Raw genomic sequence first — 20,607 nt, forward strand, 5'->3', positions numbered from 1 at the left:
GCTACACCTTGTGTCCGAGCAGGCCGGTCGGCCGGAAGATGAGGACCAGGATGAAGATCAGGAAGATGCCGATCTGCCCCAGGCTCTCGCCGAGGAACAACCCGCCGAGCGCCTCGACCACACCGATGATCAGCCCGCCGACCAGAGCGCCGACGAAGGAGCCCATGCCGCCGAGCACGACGATGGTGAAGGCGATCAGCACGAAGCCGTGGCCGACCTGCGGGGTGACGTAGTAGCTCGGCAGCAGCAGGCAGGCGGCGACGCCGAGGCAGCCGACACCGAGACCGAAGCTCATGGCATAGACGTGCTCGGTGTTGATGCCGACCAGCTTGGCGCCCTTGCGCTCCTTGGCGAGCGCGCGGATGGCGCGGCCGAGGTCGGTCTTGGCCATCAGTCCCCACAGCAGTGCCGCGGTGACCAGCGCGCCGAAGAAGGCGACCACCTTGGGCAGCGGCAGGAAGGCGCCGAGCACCTCGACGATCTCGAAGGAATAGGGCGTGTCGACCGTGCGCGTATCGGAGCGGAACGCGAACAGCGCCAGGTTCTCGATCACGATCGACAGGCCGAGGGTGACCAGCAGGATGTTCTCGTCGCGGCCGTGGCCGGCGCGGGTGATGATCCCGCGCTGCAGCGCGTAGCCGAGCGCGAACAGCGCCGGCGGCACGATCAGCAGCGCCACGTAGGGGTCGATGCCGAACCGGGCGTTGAGGAAATAGACGGCGTAGAGGCCGATCATCAGCAGCGCCCCGTGGGCGAAGTTGATGATGTGCAGAACGCCGTAGATGAGCGTCAGGCCGAGCGCGACGAGCGCGTAGAGGGCGCCCGTCGTCAGCCCGTTGAGCAGGGAGGGAAGGATGATCGCCAGGTCGGGCATAGCGGTCCGGCTTTCTGGTCTGGAAGGGAGGCGCCGGGCGGAACGCTCCGCCCGGCGCGGGCCGATGACGATGGGGCCTTGTTCTTATCCGTTCATCGGGAAAACGGGCATGGCCGAGGCGAATTCCTGCGGGAAGATCACCTCGATCTCGCCCTTGAGCACCTGCGTGTTGACCGCCTTGGCGCCCATGTTCTGGCCGTTGATCATCTGCGTCGGGCCGTAGGGCATGAACGACATGTCGAGGGTGGAGTTCGCCAGAGCCTCGTTGACCGCCGCCTTGTCCGTGCTGCCGGCCCGCTCGACGGCGTCGGCATAGGCGAGCACCGCGTTGTAGGTCAGGAACACCTCGTAGGTGTAGAACAGGCCCTTGGCCTCGGCTGCCGCCTTGCGCGCCAGCGCCACCTCGGACTTCGGGTTGAACCAGTGGTTGCAGTCCATGATGAATTCGGCCGCTTCCGGGAATTCCTTGACGAACTGGTAGTTCGACGCCGCGCCGCCGAGCACCGAATAGATGCCCTTGGCCTCGACGCGCTGCTGGCGCAGCGTGCGGGCGAACAGGACGTATTCGTTGTAGTAGTTGGCCGGGATGATCAGGTCCGGCTTCTTGGACTTGATCTGCAGCACGATGTTGGTGAAGTCGCGGGTCGGGTTGGCGTGCTTGATGACGTCGATCACCTCGATGCCCTTGCCCGGCAGTTCCTTGGCCAGCAGCTCCGCGGTGCCGGTGCCGAACAGCGACTCCTCGTGGATGATCATCGCCGTCTTGGCCGGCGAGTCGGTCAGCTGGTTGAGGCCGCCCAGGTTGTCGACCGCGAACTTGGCGATCGAGCCGTAGCCCGGCGCGAAGCGGAACGTGTTGGCCAGGCCGCGCTGGACGATCTGGTCGGAGACGCCGACGTCGACGATGTGCGGCGTGTTGGATTTGGCCGCCTCCTGGGAGGTCGCCAGCGAGATCGCCGACGAGTAGCCGGCGACGATGCCGTCGACGCCGGCCTCGACCATCTTGGTCACCTCGGCCGCGCCGAGGTCGGGTTTGCCCTGGCTGTCGCCGAGCACGGCCTCCAGCTTGGCGCCGCCAAGCGACTTGATGCCGCCGGCTGCGTTGATGTCGGCGATGGCCATCAGCGCGCCCTCGCGGCACTGGGTGCCGGAGAAGGCGACGAAGCCGGTCACCGGATGGATCAGGCCGAGCTTGACGGCCGCCGGCTGCGCCCTGAGCACGGCCGGAAACCCGGTCAGGCCGACGCCGAGCGCCGCGGCGCCGGTTGCAAGGAATTCACGGCGGCCGAGGCCGCGCACTTTCGTCTTTTCGGTCATCAAGACCTCCCGATTAGGACCCGATACAGGTCGGTGGTTTCCCGGTTTCCCATCTGATTGTTATCCTCCGCCGGCCGGGACCGGCGGAGGGCTTGTCGTCGCCCAGCGGGGGCCGTCTTGTTCGCGCACCCGCCGCATGGACATCTCGAAGTGGTAGAGGTCGGGCCGGTACAGGACCCGGATGTATTCGACCGGCCGGCCGCTGCGGTCGCGTACCACGCGGCGCACCTCGATCAGCGGCGCGCCGGCGTGAATCGACAGCGCGCCGGCGACCTCCGCGTCGGCCAGCGTCGCCGATATGGTCTGGCGCGCCGAGGCGACGTCGACGCCGGCCATCTCCAGCAGGTGCAGCAGCGGCTTGACGTTGAGGTCGTCGCGGTCGAACTGCCGGCCGATGTCGGCCGGCACGTAGGTGACGAGGAAGGACATCGGCTCGCCGTCGAGGCGGCGCACGCGGACTGCGCGCTGCACGTCGGTGCCCGCATCGATCTCCAGCGCATGGGCGATGTCCTCGCTGGCCGGCACGTAGCCGAAATCGAGCACCTGCGCCTCGGTCGACAGGCCCATCAGCGAGATGTTCTCCAGCCAGCCCTCGATCGACGAGGTCACCGCAGGCGCCGGCGGGCGCTTGACCACGCGCGTGCCGCGGCCGCGCTCGCGGATCACCAGGCCCGCGTCGGCCAGTTCGTTGAGCGCGCGCTTGGCGGTGATGCGTGAGACGCCGAATTCGGTGGTCAGGTCCAGTTCGCTCGGCACCAGGTCGCCGGCAGACAGTTCGCCGCCGTAGATGCGGTTGCGCAGGATCAGGAAGATCTGATGGTACAGCGGCACGCGGCCGGACGGATTGAGACGGCCGTGGGAGCGCGCCGCCTGCGCGTCGGCTTCCCGCTCCTGACCCGTATCTGCGTTCACGGCCATCCTCCGGGGCGTTGTGCCCGTTGTCTTTTTTGAATGGTATGTAATTATATCATTATGTCAATCTGAAATGATATAGACATAGACCATTTGGAGGAGTCGCCATGCCGATCGTTCGCGTCACCGTCATCGAGGGCTATGAGGACGAGGTGCGCCAGCGCCTCGCCCGCGCCCTGACCCAGGCGGTGCGCTCGACCATCGCCGCGCCCATCGACGCGATCACTGTCGCCATCGAGGAAGTGAAGCCCGCCAACTACATGCGCGGCGGCCGCACGCGCGTGCCGGGTCCGGCCCTGCCCGATCCGGCGGTGCTGGTGCGCGGTTTCCTGGAGGCGATGGAAGCGCGCGATCTGGCCCGCGCCTCCGGCTTCCTGGCGCCGGAATTCCGCATGACCTTTCCGGGCGGCGCCACGTTCTCGTCGCTGGAGGAACTGATCGCCTGGGCGAAACCGCGCTACCGCTTCGTGCGCAAGAGCTACGACCGGTTCGAAACGCTCGCCGGCGACAGCGGCAGCACGGTCTACTGCTACGGAACCCTTGCCGGCGAATGGCCGGACGGAACGGCCTTCTCCGGCATCCGCTTCATCGACCGCTTCGAACTCAGGGACGGGCTGATCGTCGGCCAGATGGTCTGGAACGACCTGGCCGAATCCGCCCGCTGACGCCTCCTGCCGCCGCCGTCATGGCGCGGGCGCGGGCCGTCTCGAGCCATGCGCGACCGGCGGCTGTGGCCACGGCCATCCTTCGGGGCGCCCGTCGGCGCGGGCGCTCCGAGACGATGACGGAGCGGGGGCAAGCGTCCTCCGCCTCCGCACTGCTAGAGCATATTCCGACCGGATCGAATCGATTCGGTCGATAAGAATATGCTCCAGTGGAGAAGCTGGAGCGATGTCTTTCCGGTCATGCGGTTCCACTTGACCGGAAAGCGCTGCTAGCCGTGGGCGACCATGACGTGGCGCACGGCGGTATAGTCCTCCAGCGCGTAGAGCGACATGTCCTTGCCGTAGCCGGACTGCTTCAGGCCGCCGTGCGGCATCTCGTTGACCAGCATGAAGTGGGTGTTGATCCACGTGCAGCCGTAGCGCAGGCGTGCGGCGGTCGCCATGGCGCGCGAGACGTCCTTCGTCCACACCGACGAGGCGAGGCCGTAGTCGGAATCGTTGGCCCAGGCGACCGCCTCGTCGACGTCCGAGAAGCGCGTCACCGACACGACCGGACCGAACACCTCGCGGCGGACGATCTCGTCGCTCTGCAGCGCGCCGGCGATCACCGTCGGCTGGAAGAAGAAGCCGTTGCCGTCGTGGGCCTTGCCGCCGGCGGTCGCCTCCATGTGGTTTTGCTGCAGCGCGCGCTCGACGAAGCTCGCCACCCGGTCGCGCTGGCGCTGCGAGATCAGCGGGCCGATCTCGTTCTCGCTATCGTCCTCGCGCGCAAACGCGATGGTCGAGACCGCCGAGGAGAGATCCGCGACCAGCTTTTCGTAGATCTTCGGCCCGGCGTAGATGCGGCAGGCGGCGGTGCAGTCCTGGCCGGCGTTGTAGTAGCCGAAGGCGCGCAGGCCGTTCACCACCGCATCGATGTCGGCGTCGTCGAACACGATCACCGGCGCCTTGCCGCCGAGTTCCAGATGCGTGCGCTTGACGCTCTTTGCCGCCGCCTGCAGCACCTTCTTGCCGGTCGCCACGTCGCCGGTGATCGACACCATGTTGACCTTCGGGTGGTTGATCAGCGCGTTGCCGACGCTCTCGCCGCGGCCGAGCACGACGTTGACGACGCCCTCGGGCAGCACGTCGGCCAGGATCCGCGCCATCTTGAGCGCGGTCAGCGGCGTCTGCTCGGACGGCTTGAACACGACCGTGTTGCCGCCGGCGATCGCCGGGGCGAGCTTCCAGGCCATCATCATGAGCGGATAGTTCCACGGCGCGATCGAGGCGACGATGCCGATCGGATCGCGCCGGATCATCGAGGTGAAGCCCTTCATGTACTCGCCGGCGGCGCTGCCGGGAATGCAGCGCACGGCGCCCGCGAAGAAGCGGTAGCAGTCGATGATCGCCGGCAGTTCGTCGTTCTTCACCGCGTTGATCGGCTTGCCGCAGTTGAGCGCCTCCAGCGCCGCGAAGCCGTCGGCCTCCGCCTCGATGCGTTCGGCGATCTTCAGCAGGTAGCCGGAGCGCTCGGCCGGCGTCGTCTGCGACCAGGTCGCGAAGGCCCTGTCGGCGGCATCCACAGCACGGTCGATCTGCGCGGCGGAGGCCTCGGCCAGATTGAGCACGGCCGCGCCGGTCTTCGGATTGAGGATCGTCTCCTCGGTTTCCGTGCCGGCCTCGAAGGCGGAGCCGATGAGCATGTGCGTTTCCATGGGGAACCTCCCTCTCAGGGTCATTTGCCGTGTCCGGCGATCCGGTCGCCGTCGCGGGTCAGGTAGTAGGCGGCCAGGATGGGCAGGAACGTGACGATCACGACGACCATGGCGACCACGTTGGTAACCGGCCTCTGGCGCGGGCGGACCAGTTCCTCCAGCATCCAGATCGGCAGGGTCGCCTGCTGGCCCGCGGTGAAGGTGGTGACGATCACCTCGTCGAAGGACAGGGCGAAGGCAAGCATGCCGCCGGCGAGCAGCGCCGTGCCGATGTTGGGCAGGATCACGTGCCGCAGGGTCTGGAAGCCGTTGGCGCCGAGGTCCATCGAGGCCTCGATCAGCGACCCCGACGTGCGCCGGAAGCGGGCGACGGCATTGTTGTAGACGACCACGACGCAGAACGTGGCGTGGCCCAGCACGATGGTCCAGAACGAGAACGGGATCTCGGCCAGGCTGAAGGCCGAGCGCAGCGCAATGCCGGTGATGATGCCCGGCAGGGCGATCGGCAGGATCACCAGCAGCGAGATGGTCTCGCGGCCGAAGAACTTCGTACGCGCCACCGCCGCCGCGCACAGGGACCCGAGCACCAGGGCGATCGCGGTCGAGGTCGTCGCGACGCGCACCGACAGGCCGAGTGCCTCCCACACGTCCGGCCGGTTCCAGGTCACCGCCAGCCATTTCGCGGTGAAGTCCGGTGGCGGCCACTGATAGCTCTTTTCCTCCGTGGTGAAGGCATAGACGAAGATCAGCAGGATCGGCAGGTGCAGGAACAGGAGCCCCGCCGCGGCGGCGATCTTCAGCGCCAGCGGCGCGCGGCTGGACTTGTCATGGCTAGCGCTCATAGTAGCGCCCTCCGCACGGCGGGCGCCGCCGCCGTCGCTTTCTTCTCCGTCGTCATCCCGGTCGTAGTGCAGCGGAGAGCCGGGATCGGGGAGCCGCAAACGACGTTCGGGCTCGCCGGTCCCGGATCAGCCTGCGGCTGTCCGGGATGACGATGGTGAGGGGGTCGGATGCGGATGGCTTCAACCTCAAAGGGCATTGAAGGCCCCCATGCGCTTGGCGCCCCACAGGTAGAAGCCCATGATGATGATCGGGACGACGGTGAAGGCGGCGGCGAGCGGGATGTTGCCGGCGATGCCCTGGTGGGCGTAGACGGCCTGGCCGATGAACAGGCGCGACGAGCCGACGATCTGTGGGATGATGTAGTCGCCGAGCGTCAGCGAGAAGGTGAAGATCGAGCCGGCGACCACGCCCGGCAGGGCGAGCGGCAGGATCACGTGGCGAAAGGTCTGGCGCGGAGCCCCGCCGAGGTCGGCCGAGGCTTCGATCAGGCTCCCGGGAACCCGTTCCAGCGACGCCTGGATGGGCAGGATCATGAACGGCAGCCAGACGTAGAGGAACACCAGGAAGGTGCCGGTGTAGCTGACCGACAGCGAGTTGCCGCCGATCAGCGGCAGCGCCAGCCAGGCCTCCAGCAGCCACGTCAGGTGCAGCTTGGCGAAGATCCAGTTGAGGATGCCCTCCTTGGCCAGGATCAGCTTCCAGGCGTAGACCTTGACCAGATAGCTCGACCACAGCGGCAGCATGACGCCGAGATAGAACAGCGCCTTCCAGCGCCCGGTGGCGTAGCGGGCGGCGTAATAGGCGATCGGGAAGGCGACCACCGCGGCGGCGAGCGTCACGACCGCCGCCATCAGCACGGTGCGCACGATGATGTCGAGATTGGCCGGATGCAGCAGCTCGCCATAGGTCTTCAGGGTGAATTCGTACTGGATCAGGCCCGAGAATTCGTCGATCGAGAAGAAGCTCTGCGCCAGCAGCGCGAACAGCGAGCCGAGATAGATGATGCCGAGCCACAGCACTGGCGGCAGCAGCAGCGTCAGCAGCAGCAGCGTCGGCCGGCGCCAGAACGCGTCGGAAGCTGCAGCGGCGAGGCCGGCGCGGCGCGGCAGGATGGCGGCAGCGTCGGCGGCGGTCATTCCTCCGCCTCCATCGGATGCAGGTCGTCCGGGTTCCAGCCGATGCGGACGATGCCACCCTCCTCGGGCAGCGGCTGGCCGGCCGGCACGATGGCGGTCAGGCGCTGATCGCCCGCCTGCAGCACCAGACGCGTCGAGGCTCCCAGGAATCCGGCGGAGATCAGGCGGGTTTCAAGCGCTTCTCCGGCGCCTATCCGGACCTTTTCCGGACGCAGGCTAGCCCAGGCCGGCGGCAGGCCGAGGCTCTCAAGGAAGGTGGGGGACAGGACGTTGGAAGAGCCAACGAAATCAGCGACGAAGCGGGTCTTCGGGCGTTGATAGATCTCCTGCGGCGTGCCCACCTGCATGATCCGGCCATGGTTGAAGACGGCGATGCGGTCGGCCATCGACAGCGCCTCGCCCTGGTCGTGGGTGACGAAGACGAAGGTGATTTTCAGTGTCTTTTGAAGGGCTTTGAGCTCTTCCTGCATCTGCTCGCGCAGCTTCAGGTCGAGCGCGCCGAGCGGTTCGTCGAGAAGCAGCACCCTGGGCTTGTTGACCAGTGCCCGAGCCAGCGCCACGCGCTGCCTCTGTCCTCCGGACAACGCGCTCGGGCGACGCTCGCCGTAGCCGGGAAGGCGAACCAGTTCAAGGGCTTGCTCGGCGGCCGCGTGACGCTCACGCTTCGCAATCCCCCGGATCATCAGCCCGTAGGCGACGTTGTCGCGCACGTTCATGTGCGGGAAAAGGGCATAGTCCTGGAACACCGTATTGACGTTGCGCCGGTACGGCGGCACGCCCTCGGCGGTCTCACCGAAGATTTCGATATGGCCCGACGTCGGCTGCTCGAAACCGGCGATCAGCCGCAGGCTGGTCGTCTTGCCCGAGCCGGACGGGCCGAGCATGGCAAAGAATTCGCCCTCCTCGATGTCCAGATCGATCCCGTCGACGGCCTTGACGGAGCCGTAGTGCCTTGAAACTTTTGAGAAACTTACTGCAGATCGCATGCCTGGCTCTTCCCGCGCCCGCCGCCGCGGCAGCGGGCGCAGTGTCAGTGTGCCGATCGGAGACGGACCTCAGCGGCCGCCGATGACGCCGATGTAGTCGGACACCCAGCGGTAATAGGGTACGCAGGTGCCCTGGCTCTCGCACTTCGACACCGGCGTGGTCCAGAACTTGATCTTCTCGAAGTCGTCCATGCCGTTTCTGGTGCAGCCCTCGGCCGTCTGCATGCCGCGCCCATCCGTGCAGGCGGCCGGAACGCTCGGGTTGGCGCCGAACCAGACCGACAGGTCGCTCTGCAGGTTGGACGACAGCGTGTGCTCCATCCACAGATAGGCGCAGGTCGGGTTGGCCGCCTCCGCATGCATCATGGTGGTGTCGGCCCAGCCGGTCGCGCCCTCCTCGGGAATCGTCGAGGCGATCGGCAACTTCTCGGCCTGCAGCAGGTTGACCTGGAACGGCCAGGACCCGGAGGCGACCACGCCTTCGTTCTTGAAGTCGTCGATCTGGATGAAGGCGTCGTGCCAGTAGCGCGACACCAGTTCGCGCTGCTGACGCAAGAGGTCGAGTGCGGCCTTGTACTGGTCCTCGTTGAGCTCGTAGGGGCTCTTGATGCCGAGTTCCGGCTTGTGCGCCATCAGGTAGTTGGCGGCATCCGCGATGTGGATCGGACCGTCATACGCCTGAACGCGGCCCTTGTTCGACTTGCCGTCGTCGAGGGTCATCTCCTCGAACACCACCTTCCAGCTCTTGGGCGCTTCCTTGAAGGCGTTGGTGTTGTACATGAGGACGTTCGGCCCCCACATGTAGGGTACGCCGTAGTGGACGCCGTCGACCGTGTGCCAGGGGGCGCTCTTCAGACGATCGTCGACATCCTTCCAGCTCGGCACCAGATCGACGTTGACCGGCTGGACGCGCTTGCCCGCGATCAGGCGCAGCGAGGCATCCCCGGAGGCGGTGACCAGATCGAAGCCGCCCTCGTTCATGAGGGCCACCATTTCGTCCGATGTGTTGGCGGTCTTGACCTGAACCTTGCAACCGCTCGCTGCCTCGAACGTGGTGACCCAGTCGAAGTTCTTGTCGGTCTCGCCCCGCTCGATGTAGCCCGGCCAGGCGACGATGTTGACCTGACCTTCGGGCGTCCCCAGCTCCTTGAGCATCTCGGCCGAGACGGCCGAAGCGGTCTGGGTCAGCGTCAGGGCCAGGACGGAGCAGCAGGTGAAGAGTGTTCTCATTTTTGCAACCTCCCCTCTGATGGAGTGCGTGAATACTGCTGATGGAACTTCCGACCGGCAGCTTGCGCGCAACCGGGTAGCGTTCGCAATTTCATTAATCAGAAAACAGATATCGGAATAACCGATACTTCAACGGTTGCGCAGCATCCTCTGCGCCTTCGCCACATTGATGAAATTGACGGTGGTTTCCTTGGGAGCCGATCCCCGGCGCCAGACGATGCCGACCTGGACCACTGGCAACGTGCCGGACACGTCGCGGGATTCGATCCGGTCGCCTTCGAGCGACCAGGGCCGATAGACCAGATCCGGCAGGATGGCGACCCCCGCGCCTGTCGCCACAAGGCTGCGCACCGCCTCGACTGAGCGAGTGCGGAACGCCACAGGCGGTCTGGATCCCAGCGCGCCGAGAAGCTTCCCGGTCGCCTCCTCGATCTCGTCCAGGGTCAGCATGATCAGCGGCTCGCCGGCAATGTCGGCCAGCGCGATGCTGTCGGCCTTTTCCAGCCGGTGGCCGAGCGGCAACCACAGCCGGTAGGGGGAAACCTCGAGAATCTCGGCCTGCAACGCCATGCGGTCGCGCAGGTTGGAGACGACCATGACGGCCACATCCAGCTCGCCGCCGATCAGCAGATGCTCCAGATAATCGCCGTTGTCCTCGCTGGCGGTCACCTCGACGGCCGGATAGGCGCGCCGGAACCGCGCCAGGATGTCGGAAAGAACGTAACCTGCGACCAGCGAGGTCACGCCGAGGTTGAGACGCCCGCCGACCGCGCTCGGCACGTCGGAAAAGGCGCGGCGCGCGTCCGAAACGCTGGCGAGAATTTCTGTGGCGTGACGGAGGAACTGATGACCCTTGTGGGTGATGGTCAGGCCGCGCGAATGGCGCTCGAACAGCGCCACGCCGAGATCGGACTCCAGGTCCTTGATCGCCTCGGTGACGGAAGACTGGGAGATCGAAAACGACTGCGCCGCCCCCGACACCGATCCTTTCTCGGCGGCGGCGACGAAATATTGAAGCTGGCGGATGGTGAAGGACATGCTCGGCGCGCACCGGATCGGCAGGAACGCAGCACTCAGCTGCGCGGCCATAGTGCCACCGCCAGGACGCCAAGGCTATCGCATCGCGACGACGTTCCGGATCAAACCCGTTCGAGCGCGCGGCGCATCTCGTGAACCTTGCCAGGAACCTCCTGCGCCTGAGCCTTGAGCATGTAGCCGATGTAGCGCTTGGATTCGATCGGATCGTAGCCGAGCCGCATCTTCAGCTTCTTGCGCAGCTTGGAGACATGGCTCTCGACGACGCACTCGTCGACTTCCTCGTTCATCAGGCCATAGACCGCGTTGTAGATCTGTGTCTTGGTGACCCTGCGGCCATGGTTCCTCGCCATATATTCCAGGATCCGGCGCTCGCGGCGGGGCAGTTCGAACACTTCGCCGCCAACGATGGGGTCGCGGCCGTCGAAGAAGACGCGAATGCGGCCGACGTCGAGATTGTCGGCCTCGGCCATGGTCCGGCGCCGGATGGCGCCAACACGGGCCAGGATCTCGCGGACATGGACCGGCTTGCGCAGAACGTCGTCGACGCCACAGGCGAACAGGTCGAGCGTCTGCTCGAGGCACGGCTTTTCCTCAAGGGCGATGATCGGCGTCTGGCCGCAGCGCGTGCGTATGATCGGCGGGAACCCCGGCCGCTCCTCGCAATCGCCAAGCAGAACCGCCTCGACCGAGGCCAGGTCGTCTTCGGAGGCCGCATTGATCCATTCGGCCAGTTCGGATGGCAGAAGCGCCATGCAGGCAAAGCCTTCGCGCTCAAATCCTGACGTGTAGCCGGAGGTCACGATCTCCCGGTCGTCCACGATTACAAACATAGTGCTCAGCCCCCAAATGCTTCTGCACCATACGTATTTCCACAATTCGCGCCCGTCAAACATGACCTTGGGTCACTTCCGGCGCCAATTGTAATCCTGGTTTTTGGCTGCTTAGTCGGGAGAGCAAACACTAAATCAAATTATAGTATGTCTCATAATCCTATAAATTCGCGAAAATCCTGTCGATGCAGTTAAAGGAATTCATAACAAAATGGATCTGTAAAATAAACGAAGCATGCCTTACGCGGTCGCAAGGCGCAACGATCGGAAACAAGCCGTCGGCGCCGTATCCCCAATTCCGGCAAGTCTGGTATGTCCACTTAACCTTCTTGGCTAACGAATGACATGACGGTTTCGACAGGCCGTCTGCCTTGGTTGCGGTAGCCCAGATGCGGGCGCTCTGTGTTGTAGTGGACGAGCCAGGCGTCGAGATCGGCCTGCAGGGCTTCGACGGTCTCGTAGAAAGTCTCGCGCATCTTCACCCGGAAGAACTCGTCCAGCACCGTGCCGTTGAAGCGCTCGACGAAGCCGTTGGTCTTTGGCGTCTTCACCTTCGTGCGGCGGTGCTCGATGCCATTGAGGTCGAGATAGAGCTCGTAAGGATGCCGGTCCGTCCCGCAGAACTCGCGGCCATTGTCGGTCAGCACGGCTTTCACCGGCAAATCGAGATGGCGGTAGAAGGGCAGCACGTCGTTGTGCAGTACTGCGACCGCCGCCTCGGGCTGCTTGGAGACGTGCAGGAAGCCGAAGGCGTAGCTGCCGAAGGTATCGACCACGGCGTGCAGATAGACCTTGCCGACGCCCTTGAGACTGCCCACGAAGAACGTGTCGGCCGACAGGAGCTCGCCCGGCGCGCTTGATTCCACGTGCCTTTCCCGGAAGCAGGGGTTCAGCTTCTCCAGGAAGGCGGCCTGTTCGGGCGTGATCTCGATGGCCGTCTCGGCGTTCTGTGCCTCCAGCGCCAGCCAGCGCTCGACCTTGGTGCCGAGGCCGCTTTCGTTGAGGATCTTCTGGATGGTGATCGACGACACCCGGACACCTTCCAGCGCCAGCATCGCCTCGTGCCGATTACAGCCATAGGCGGGATGCGCCAGCGCAAGCTCCTTGATCCTGTCCACCACCTCGGGCGCCGTCGTCTGCGGATGGCTCTTGTGGATCGGCGGCAGGTCCTTCAGCCCGTCGAACCCTTGCGTCTGAAACCGGCGCTTCCACTCGTAGAAGCTGGTCCGGTCCATGCCTCGCTGACGGCAGGCCTCGGCGACGTTGCCGAGTTCCCTCGCCAGCTCAAGCACGCTCAAACGCTGCTGCGCCACCTTGCTGGCGGCATCACGAGGCGAGGCCTGCCTTGCTGTTGATGATTGTCCCATGGGATCTTCCTCCTTTCCAACGATAGCACGGAAAGAAGGTTAAGTGCACATCTGGTAAACGGGATCTTGACGCCGCCGGGCACCCTCCGGTGCTGGCCCATGTCAGTCTCACATCGGGCCGACATGACTCCGGCATCCCTCCGACATCACGCCGACAGCGCCCGCGCCAGATCGGCAAACGGATCGCCCACCTGTGCCGATCTCGCGTCCTGCCGTAGGGCCTCGTAGATCCTCGGCACAAGGGTGCAGGCCTTGTCCAGGGCAGGATCGCTGCCGGGCTGGTAGCCGCCCATGAGTCGCAGGTCGCGCGTGTCCTCGAAGCGCGAGATCATCGCCTTGAGCCGGAGGATCAGTTCGCGTTCCTCCGCGCTCCACGCGTGCTGCGACAGGCGCGACACGGACTTCAGCACATCCACGGCCGGGTAGCGGCCGGCGTCGGCGATCGATCGGTCGAGCACGATGTGGCCGTCGAGCACGCCGCGCAGGGTATCGGCGACCGGATCGTTGTGGTCGTCGCCGTCGACCAGCACCGAGAAGATGCCGGTAATGGCCCCCTTGCCTTCTCCCCCCGGTCCGGCCCGCTCCAGCAGCCGCGTCAGATCGGAAAACACGCTGGGGGTATAGCCGCGGGCGACAGGCGGCTCGCCCGCCGCCATGGCGACGTCGCGCGCCGCATGGGCGAAGCGGGTGGCCGAATCGATGATGAGCAGCACCGATTGCCCGAGGTCGCGGAAATATTCTGCGACGCCCATCGCCGTCTTCGGCGCAAGGCGGCGCATCATGGCGCTCTCGTTGCCCGTGGCGACCACCACGACCGACCGCTCGCGGGCCTCACCGAGGACATCCTCGACAAACTCGCGCACCTCGCGTCCGCGTTCGCCGACCAGGCCGACGACGACCGTGTCGAAATCGCCCGAACCGGCCAGCATGGCGAGCAGGGTTGACTTGCCGACACCCGAGCCGGCGAAGATGCCGATGCGCTGCCCCACGCACAGGGGCGTGAACAGATCGATGACGCGGACGCCGGTCCGGACCGGCTTGCGGATCCGAGCGCGTTCGAGCGTGGCCGGCGGATCGCAGTCGGGCAGCATCGCCGCCGGCCCAGGCCGCAGCACGCCGCGATCGTCGGCGGGATGGCCAAGGGCATCGATGACGCGCCCCTTCCAGCTTTCGTGCGGATGGATGGTCAGGCTGCCCTTGCGAAACGCGCGGGCGCCGATTGCGATGTCGACATGGCTGTCGAACGGCTTGACCAGCACATCCTGTTCGTCGAGCCGGATGATCTCGCTGCGCCGCTCGCCGCCCTTGCCCGACAAAACCACGAGATCGCCGAGACAGACGGATCGCGACAGGCCGCAGATGCGGACTGAACCCGGCGTGACCTGGGTGACGCGACCGCCGATGCGGACGGGGTCGACTTCCTTGCGTGCGCCGGCCACCGCCAGCGCCAGACGATCAAGCCGGTTCATGGGCTCCGCGTTCCTGATGACGCTGGCGCAGGGTTTCCAGGACCTCGAGCGGCAGGCGGTTTGCCGGATGGGAGACGACGTTTTCGAGCGGATCGGTGTCCGAGGCGCGGGCGGAAACGCCGGCTGGCGCCGCATCGCCGGCCGGCGCCGACACGCGGGCAGGACCGTCCAGCCAGGCGAGCAGGTCGATGGGCGCACGGCGTGCGAGATCGGTGGCGGCCCCGACCGTGACGCCGAGCGGCCGGTCGGACACCGGCATCGCACCGGCGCCGTCTTCTGTCGCAAGACTGCTGCGCTCAACCGGGCCGGGGGCGGCGACCGGCGCCTGCGACAGGGGACCTGTTGCAGGCGCCGGCGCCTCGCCCGCCTGTGGCGCGACGGGCAGGGCTCCCGATTCGACCGCCTGTCCCACGGCGGTGTAGGCGAGCATGGCGGCCATGCCGATCGGGCCGCCGAGGGCCATGCCGTAGAGGGCATTGCCGGCATAGCGCGGGCCGTCGGCGATCCGGTCGCCGGTCACGGCGCGGTAGATGTCGCTGACGATCGGAATGTGCTGGAGCGGATTGACCAGGTCGACCAGGTCGGCGAAGCCGAACGAGGCTGCTGCTGTCCCGTCAGCGGCCGGCGTCCCGGCCGGCTTCGGGCGGGGCAGCGGCACCGGCCGGGGAGCTGCGGACGCCTGGTTGCCGACTTCTGCAACCGCAGTCACGATGCCTCTCCAAGGTCACGGATCGCCTGTTCCTGGGACCGGTCGCTGGCCTCGATCATGCTCGTCGCCCCCTCGAAGGCTCGGGTGATCATGATCAGCTTGGTCAGTTCCCGGATCGGGTTGATGTTCGCGCCTTCGACGTAGCCCTGGACCATGCCCGACGAGGTGAACTCCTGGATCGGCTCGGCCGGAATGTCGGGGATCACGCCGGAATTGTCGAACCGGGTCAGCTTGGCGCGCTCGTCGATGCGGAACAGGCCGAGCGCGCCCGCGACATCCTCGCCCTGGGTCACCGTGCCGTCGCGGCCGATGACCGGCATGCCGCCCTCCCGATCGAGCAGGATCGGCAGTCCGCCGGCGTCGAGCACGTCGTAGCCGTTGAGCGTCCGCAGCACGCCGTCGTTGTCCATCTTCATCCGCCCGTCGCGGGTGTAGACGACGCCGGCGCCGGTGCGGACGGCAAGCCAGCCGTCGCCCTCGACGGCAACGTCGAGCGGATTGTCGGTCCGCGTCAGGCCGCCGTGCTGGCGGGAAATGTACCGCTCGCCGGCGGTCGCGAAGCTGACCGGGTCGGCGCCGGCCTTAGACAGCACCTCGGCGAACTTGATCTCGTCGGCGCGGTAGCCGGCCGTGTTCATGTTGGCAACGTTGCGGGCGACCGTCTCGAGACGGTTCGACAGCGAGACCTGGGCCGAAAGGGCCACGTAGAGTGCAGATTGCATGGATCAGAGTCCGCCGAGTTTGAGGCCCTGGAGGCTGGTGAGAATGTCCTGGCCGACGCCGACCGTCGCCGACGAGCCCGACAAGATGAGATTGGGAACGGATGCCTGGGGCGGTCCCTTGGCCAGATCCCACATCGTGGTGAAGCGCTTCAGGAAGGCCTCCACGGCCTGCGGGTCCTTGAAGTCCTCGAGGTCGAGGCGCTTCTCGATGAAGGCCGCCTGCTTGTCGACGTCGGCCATGGCAAATTCGTCCGGCAGGCCGAGGGCGGCGTAGACGACCTGGGCCAGCGCCCGGTCGGCGAGAATGTCGTAGGCGCTGTCGATCGTCTCGGCCTTACGGGAAAAATAGAGCGCCAGCCGCACGCCCTCGTTGCTCTCGCCGTTCTGGATCTCCAGGGATTGGCGTACGTAGGCATCGACCACCCCCTGCTGGGCGCGCGTGAAGGCCGTCGCCGCATCGCCGTAGCGGGTGAAATTGAACGTCTCGGCGAACTGTCGGTAGCGATCGTCCGCCAGCTTGTTGGCGAAGGAATTGCGGTCGTCCGTACCCTCTTCCAGGACCTTGCGCATGAACGCCTTGGCGTAGTCCATGTCCTGGAGACCGAACGCCTTCATCGCATATTTGAACAGCCGGTCGTCGCCGAGGAAGTCGTCGATGCTCTTGGCCTTGCCGATGTTGGCCAGATAATACTCGCTCTCGCGCCTGACGGTCGGCTCCGACGCCACCGTGTCCAGCGAACGCGTCATGTTGGTCGAGACCATCTGATACTGCAGCAGGGTGCTGATCATCGAATGCATCCTCAACGGTTGCCAGGCGGCCGCTCCAGCCCGAACTCGCCCGATCCTCAAGCCCCATGCTTGCGCAGGGCTGACCTTCCGCCAGCCAGTTTCGGGCCAGCTTCGGGCAAGCCTCGCCACCTAGCCTGCCAGCATCGACTTTCCACACGCACCATGCAGGAGCTGGCAGGTGACAATCATACTGGGCCTGATCATCGCGGCGGTCTCGCTGATCGGCGGCTTCGCCGCCCTGGGCGGCAAGGTCGCCGTCCTCTGGCAACCCTGGGAACTGGTGATCATCATCGGCGTCGCCCTGGGCACATTCTTCGTTGCCAACCCCATGAAAGCGATCGTCGACACCCTGCGCTCGACGCGCGAGGCGGTGTTCAACGCGGTGCCGAAGAAGCGCGACTACCTCGACGTTCTGGCGCTGCTCTACGCCCTGATGCGCGAGTTGCGCGCCAAGGGCCGCAACGAGGTCGAGCCGCACATCGAGAACCCGCAGGAGTCCGAGATCTTTCGCAGCTTTCCGACGGTCTACCGCAACAGCGGCCTGTTGACCTTCGTCTGCGACTATTTCCGGCTGATCCTGGTCGGCAACGCGCGGGCACACGAGATCGAAGCGCTGATGGACGAGGAACTGCAGACCATCCATCGCGATCAGCTGAAGCCCTATTACGCGCTGAGCGCGCTGGCCGAGGCCCTGCCGGCGATCGGCATCGTCGCCGCGGTGCTCGGCGTGATCAAGGCGATGGGAGCGATCGACCAGTCGCCGCAGATCCTCGGTTCGCTGATCGGCGCCGCTCTGGTCGGTACCTTCGTCGGCATCTTCCTGTCCTATGCCCTCGTGGCGCCGGTCGCGCACAAGGTGAAGGGCGTGCGCGAGCATCGCCTACGTCCGTACATCATCGTCAAGCAGTCGCTGCTGGCGTTCATGAACGGCGCGCCCCCGCAGATCGCCCTGGAGCACGGTCGCAAGACCATCTCGGCCTACGACCGTCCGACCATCGACGAGGTCGAGAACGAGACCATGAACTCCGGCGGCGGTCTAGGCGAAACCGTCCAGGACATCCCGCAGAAGGGAGCGGCCTGATCCATGATCGAGACAGCCACGTCCATGGGCGCCGAGCGGGCCCAGATCACCGACCGGCTCCTTGACGCCGCCGGGATCTCCGTCGACCGCCTGCCGATGCTGCCGGTCCTTTTCGACCGGATGGCCCGCGTGTTCGCCGACGCCATGCGCCAGAAGTCGACCTCGCCGTCCTATATTTCGGTGAGCTGCATCGAGAACGAGCGGATCGGCGACGTCCTCGACGAGTACGAAGCCAACGCGCTGGTCGCGGTGCTCTATTCGCCCGAATGGGACACCCGTATGCTGGTCGGCTTCGACCGGGACTTCATCTTCACCATGATCGACGTCCTGTTCGGTGCCGATGGAACCGAACCGCCGATCGACGAGGAACGCTCGTTCTCCAACATCGAGACACGCATCGCGCGCTCGGTGTTCGAGGTGGCGGCAAAGGCCCTGCAGGAGTCGTTCAGCCCGATCGCGGAGACCACACTCAAGATCGAGCGGGTCGAGAGCCGGATGGACTTCGCCGTGGTCGGCCGCCGCAACAATCCGGCTGTCGTCGCGCGGCTCCTGCTGCAGGCGATCGGCCGTGGCGGCGAGATCTTCGTCGTCATGCCGCATTCGACGCTCAACCCGCTGCGCCAGCGCCTGTCGCAGGTGCTGTCGGGAGAAATGTCCGGCCGCGACAAGCAGTGGACGCAGCATTTCCAGACCGAGATCCAGCGCACCGAGGTGCGCCTCCAGGCCGTGCTCGAGGAGCGGGAACTGACCCTGGGCGAAATCGCCAACCTGCAGGTCGGACAGATCATCGAACTGCAGGCGACGCCACGCAGCCCGGTGAAACTGGAATGCAACCAACAACCGATCTTCAACTGTCTGCTCGGTCAGTTGGACGGCTCTTACACACTTCAGGTCGAGGACCTGATCCATCTGGAAAAGGACATCGTCGATGATCTCCTATCTCGTTGACGCCGCGTTGCTTATCGCGCTTGCCATCACAAGCCTGAAGACCGTCTCGATGTATCGGGAACTGCGGCGCCTCGGAGCCTATCACGCCGACTACCAGCGGATCTTCGACCAGACCGCGCTGGCGCTCGACGGCATCGAGGTGTCGATCCAGGAACTCAACGTGCGCGGATCGCAGGTGCTCAACGCCCTCGGCTCGCGCATGGACGATGCCCGCGACCTGATCGCCGAGATCGACGCCCTGACCCGCGAGGCCAAGCGTCAGCAGGCGATCCTGCGCGCAGAGCTGAAAAGTCTGTCCGCGGAAACGGCGCTCGGCCGGTCGGCCGAGCGCTTCCAGCCGAACGACGCCGACAAGCAGGCCGCCGCCAGCACTTCCGAAGGCGCCCAGCGACGCCCGCGCGGCGGCACCGGCGCGCATCCGCTGACCGCTGCGGCCGTCGTCGGGCCTGAACTGAAGATCCATCGGATTGACGATTTCTCCTCCGGACCGTTCCGGTCCGTCACGATGAACCGCAAGGATGACCTGCTATGAGCGACACGACCGAAACCTTCCACGATCACACCCCTGCCGGCAAGCAGACGATCAACGCCGCCGGTCCGGCCAATTTCGCGAAGATCGAGAGCGGCGGCCGCAAGGCCGCACGCATGGGTACCGAAGACCTCATCGGCGACGAGCGGAACCTCGACACTATCCTCGGCATCCCGGTCAACATCCAGGTCGTGCTCGGCTCGGCGACCATGCTGGTCGCCAACCTGCTCAAGCTCGGACGCGGCGCCGTCATCCCGCTCAACCATCGGGTCGGCGAACCGGTCGACATCGTCGTCAATGGCCGCGTGGTGGCACGTGGCGAGGTGGTGGTGGTCGAGGACGACAACTCGCGCTTCGGCGTCTCCCTGACCGAGATCATCAGTGCCCAGTCCACGACCCTGGATGCCTGAAAACGGACCGTCCGACATGACCGTCAATGCCAACCTCACGCCGATGCTGCCCGTTCGGGCCCTGTCCGGAACCGAGCGGGTCGCGGCCCTGCTGCTGGCGCTCGGAAAACCGAATTCGCGCCGTCTGCTGCAGCACTTCGACCAGGAAGAGATCCGGCGCATTACTGTGGCGGCCGCCCAGCTGGGCACCGTAGCGGCCGAAGAACTCGACAAACTGGCCGAGGAGTTCATCGCCCAGTTCGCCAACGGCACGACCTTGTTCGGCACTGCCGGCGAGGTCGAGAAGCTGCTCGAGGGCGTGCTGCCGGACGATCAGGTCGCCGACATCATGTCGGACGTGCTGGGCAACTCGAACCGCTCGATCTGGGACCGCATCGCCACCGTGTCGGAAACGGTGCTCGCCAACTATCTGGCCAAGGAGCATCCGCAGACCGCCGCGCTGATCCTGTCGAAGATCCGCCCCGGCGCGGCCGCCAAGGTTCTCGGGCAGATGCCGGCACCGCTGCGCAACCAACTCATGCGGCGGATGCTATCGATCAAGGCCATCGTGCAGGAGATCATGCGCGACGTCGAGAAGACCCTGCACGAGGACTTCATGCTGAACCTGTCGGGCACGATGGAGGCGGATTCCTACGCCCGCATGGCCGACATTCTCAACAAGATGGACCGCGACCACATGGAGGAAGCGCTCAGCAGCCTGACCGAGGCGCGGCCCAAGTCGGCGGAACTGCTGAAGGGCCTGCTGTTCACCTTCGACGACATCGTCAACCTGAACGCACGCACGCGGATGGCGATCTTCGACCAGATCCCGACCGACCGGATCGTCATGGCGCTGAAGGGCACCGAGCGAACCTTCCGGGAGGTGATCCTGTCCTCGCTCACCTCAAGGACCCGTCGCATCGTCGAACACGAACTGTCCGGTGGCGAGCCTGCGGGGCAGCGCGACGTGCTGCAGGCCCGCTCCTCGATCACCGACCTGGCCCTGGAAATGGCCGGTCGCGGCGAAATCGAGCTCAATCCGAAGCAGGAGGACAACGCCTACTTCAGCTAGGCGG

At 65.8% G+C, this 20,607-nt stretch carries 21 protein-coding genes; 6 read left to right on the forward strand and 15 right to left on the reverse strand.

The features are described 5' to 3' along the window. Position 1: 1 nt before the first annotated feature. From SL003B_RS19355 to SL003B_RS19365, 3 genes are all read right to left on the reverse strand, one after another. Positions 2-874, reverse strand: coding sequence for a branched-chain amino acid ABC transporter permease (locus SL003B_RS19355; RefSeq protein WP_013654567.1), 873 nt, complete (start codon positions 872-874; stop codon positions 2-4). 84 nt (positions 875-958) lie between these two features. Then, complete coding sequence (locus tag SL003B_RS19360; RefSeq protein ID WP_013654568.1) at positions 959-2,191, reverse strand: ABC transporter substrate-binding protein; 1,233 nt, start codon at positions 2,189-2,191, stop codon at positions 959-961. Positions 2,192-2,251: 60 nt separating this feature from the next. Next, the gene (locus SL003B_RS19365; protein ID WP_013654569.1) at positions 2,252-3,103 is read right to left on the reverse strand and encodes a GntR family transcriptional regulator; all 852 of its coding nucleotides are present in this window, start codon (positions 3,101-3,103) and stop codon (positions 2,252-2,254) included. Positions 3,104-3,210: 107 nt separating this feature from the next. Here SL003B_RS19365 and SL003B_RS19370 point away from each other — a divergent pair, with 107 nt between their 5' ends. Then, positions 3,211-3,768 carry a tautomerase family protein gene (locus tag SL003B_RS19370; protein WP_013654570.1) on the forward strand — a complete coding sequence of 186 codons (558 nt, stop codon included), beginning with the start codon at positions 3,211-3,213 and terminating at the stop codon, positions 3,766-3,768. A 269-nt stretch (positions 3,769-4,037) separates the two neighbouring features. Here SL003B_RS19370 and SL003B_RS19375 read toward each other — a convergent pair whose 3' ends face one another. The 12 genes from SL003B_RS19375 to SL003B_RS19430 all read right to left on the reverse strand — a co-directional run bounded on the left by SL003B_RS19375 (position 4,038) and on the right by SL003B_RS19430 (position 16,584). Further along, on the reverse strand, positions 4,038-5,465 hold the full coding sequence (locus SL003B_RS19375) for a gamma-aminobutyraldehyde dehydrogenase (protein WP_013654571.1): 1,428 nt from the start codon (positions 5,463-5,465) through the stop codon (positions 4,038-4,040). A gap of 20 nt (positions 5,466-5,485) precedes the next feature. Next, complete coding sequence (locus SL003B_RS19380) at positions 5,486-6,307, reverse strand: ABC transporter permease (RefSeq protein WP_013654572.1); 822 nt, start codon at positions 6,305-6,307, stop codon at positions 5,486-5,488. A gap of 186 nt (positions 6,308-6,493) precedes the next feature. Beyond that, the gene (locus SL003B_RS19385) at positions 6,494-7,444 is read right to left on the reverse strand and encodes an ABC transporter permease (protein ID WP_013654573.1); all 951 of its coding nucleotides are present in this window, start codon (positions 7,442-7,444) and stop codon (positions 6,494-6,496) included. Continuing rightward, positions 7,441-8,430 (reverse strand): ABC transporter ATP-binding protein, encoded by a 990-nt coding sequence (locus SL003B_RS19390; protein ID WP_013654574.1) that lies wholly within the window; start codon positions 8,428-8,430, stop codon positions 7,441-7,443. Before SL003B_RS19390 ends, SL003B_RS19385 begins: the two co-directional genes overlap by 4 nt. Positions 8,431-8,499: 69 nt before the next feature. Then, the gene (locus SL003B_RS19395; protein ID WP_013654575.1) at positions 8,500-9,660 is read right to left on the reverse strand and encodes an ABC transporter substrate-binding protein; all 1,161 of its coding nucleotides are present in this window, start codon (positions 9,658-9,660) and stop codon (positions 8,500-8,502) included. Between the two features lie 129 nt (positions 9,661-9,789). Next, the gene (locus tag SL003B_RS19400) at positions 9,790-10,749 is read right to left on the reverse strand and encodes a LysR family transcriptional regulator (protein ID WP_013654576.1); all 960 of its coding nucleotides are present in this window, start codon (positions 10,747-10,749) and stop codon (positions 9,790-9,792) included. A 50-nt stretch (positions 10,750-10,799) separates the two neighbouring features. Continuing rightward, positions 10,800-11,528: a response regulator transcription factor gene (locus SL003B_RS19405; protein ID WP_013654577.1), complete on the reverse strand. Its 729-nt coding sequence runs from the start codon at positions 11,526-11,528 to the stop codon at positions 10,800-10,802. Positions 11,529-11,848: 320 nt separating this feature from the next. Next, positions 11,849-12,895: an IS481 family transposase gene (locus tag SL003B_RS19410; protein WP_013651429.1), complete on the reverse strand. Its 1,047-nt coding sequence runs from the start codon at positions 12,893-12,895 to the stop codon at positions 11,849-11,851. 146 nt (positions 12,896-13,041) lie between these two features. Continuing rightward, complete coding sequence (gene fliI, locus SL003B_RS19415) at positions 13,042-14,364, reverse strand: flagellar protein export ATPase FliI (protein ID WP_013654578.1); 1,323 nt, start codon at positions 14,362-14,364, stop codon at positions 13,042-13,044. After that, a complete protein-coding gene (locus SL003B_RS22480) occupies positions 14,351-15,073 on the reverse strand; it encodes a hypothetical protein (protein ID WP_013654579.1) in 723 nt (240 codons plus the stop codon). Before SL003B_RS22480 ends, fliI begins: the two co-directional genes overlap by 14 nt. Continuing rightward, complete coding sequence (gene flgF, locus SL003B_RS19425; RefSeq protein ID WP_013654580.1) at positions 15,070-15,795, reverse strand: flagellar basal-body rod protein FlgF; 726 nt, start codon at positions 15,793-15,795, stop codon at positions 15,070-15,072. Before flgF ends, SL003B_RS22480 begins: the two co-directional genes overlap by 4 nt. Positions 15,796-15,798: 3 nt before the next feature. After that, entirely contained in the window at positions 15,799-16,584 is a 786-nt protein-coding gene (locus tag SL003B_RS19430; RefSeq protein WP_013654581.1) for a DUF1217 domain-containing protein, read from the reverse strand. Between the two features lie 178 nt (positions 16,585-16,762). On the opposite strand from SL003B_RS19430, the gene motA reads away from it, so the two are divergent. The 5 genes from motA to SL003B_RS19455 are packed head-to-tail and all read left to right on the forward strand — an operon-like array spanning position 16,763 to position 20,603. Further along, positions 16,763-17,665: a flagellar motor stator protein MotA gene (gene motA, locus SL003B_RS19435; RefSeq protein WP_013654582.1), complete on the forward strand. Its 903-nt coding sequence runs from the start codon at positions 16,763-16,765 to the stop codon at positions 17,663-17,665. Positions 17,666-17,668: 3 nt separating this feature from the next. After that, complete coding sequence (locus SL003B_RS19440) at positions 17,669-18,613, forward strand: flagellar motor switch protein FliM (RefSeq protein ID WP_013654583.1); 945 nt, start codon at positions 17,669-17,671, stop codon at positions 18,611-18,613. After that, positions 18,594-19,145 (forward strand): hypothetical protein, encoded by a 552-nt coding sequence (locus tag SL003B_RS19445; RefSeq protein ID WP_013654584.1) that lies wholly within the window; start codon positions 18,594-18,596, stop codon positions 19,143-19,145. The genes SL003B_RS19440 and SL003B_RS19445 overlap by 20 nt, the downstream gene beginning before the upstream one ends. Next, positions 19,142-19,552, forward strand: a complete 411-nt coding sequence (fliN, locus tag SL003B_RS19450; protein ID WP_013654585.1) for a flagellar motor switch protein FliN — start codon at positions 19,142-19,144, stop codon at positions 19,550-19,552. Before SL003B_RS19445 ends, fliN begins: the two co-directional genes overlap by 4 nt. 16 nt (positions 19,553-19,568) lie before the next feature. Further along, a complete protein-coding gene (locus SL003B_RS19455; RefSeq protein ID WP_013654586.1) occupies positions 19,569-20,603 on the forward strand; it encodes a flagellar motor switch protein FliG in 1,035 nt (344 codons plus the stop codon). The last annotated feature ends 4 nt before the right edge of the window (positions 20,604-20,607 follow it).

The sequence above is a fragment of the Polymorphum gilvum SL003B-26A1 genome, assembly GCF_000192745.1.
Taxonomy (GTDB): Bacteria; Pseudomonadota; Alphaproteobacteria; order Rhizobiales; family Stappiaceae; genus Polymorphum; species Polymorphum gilvum.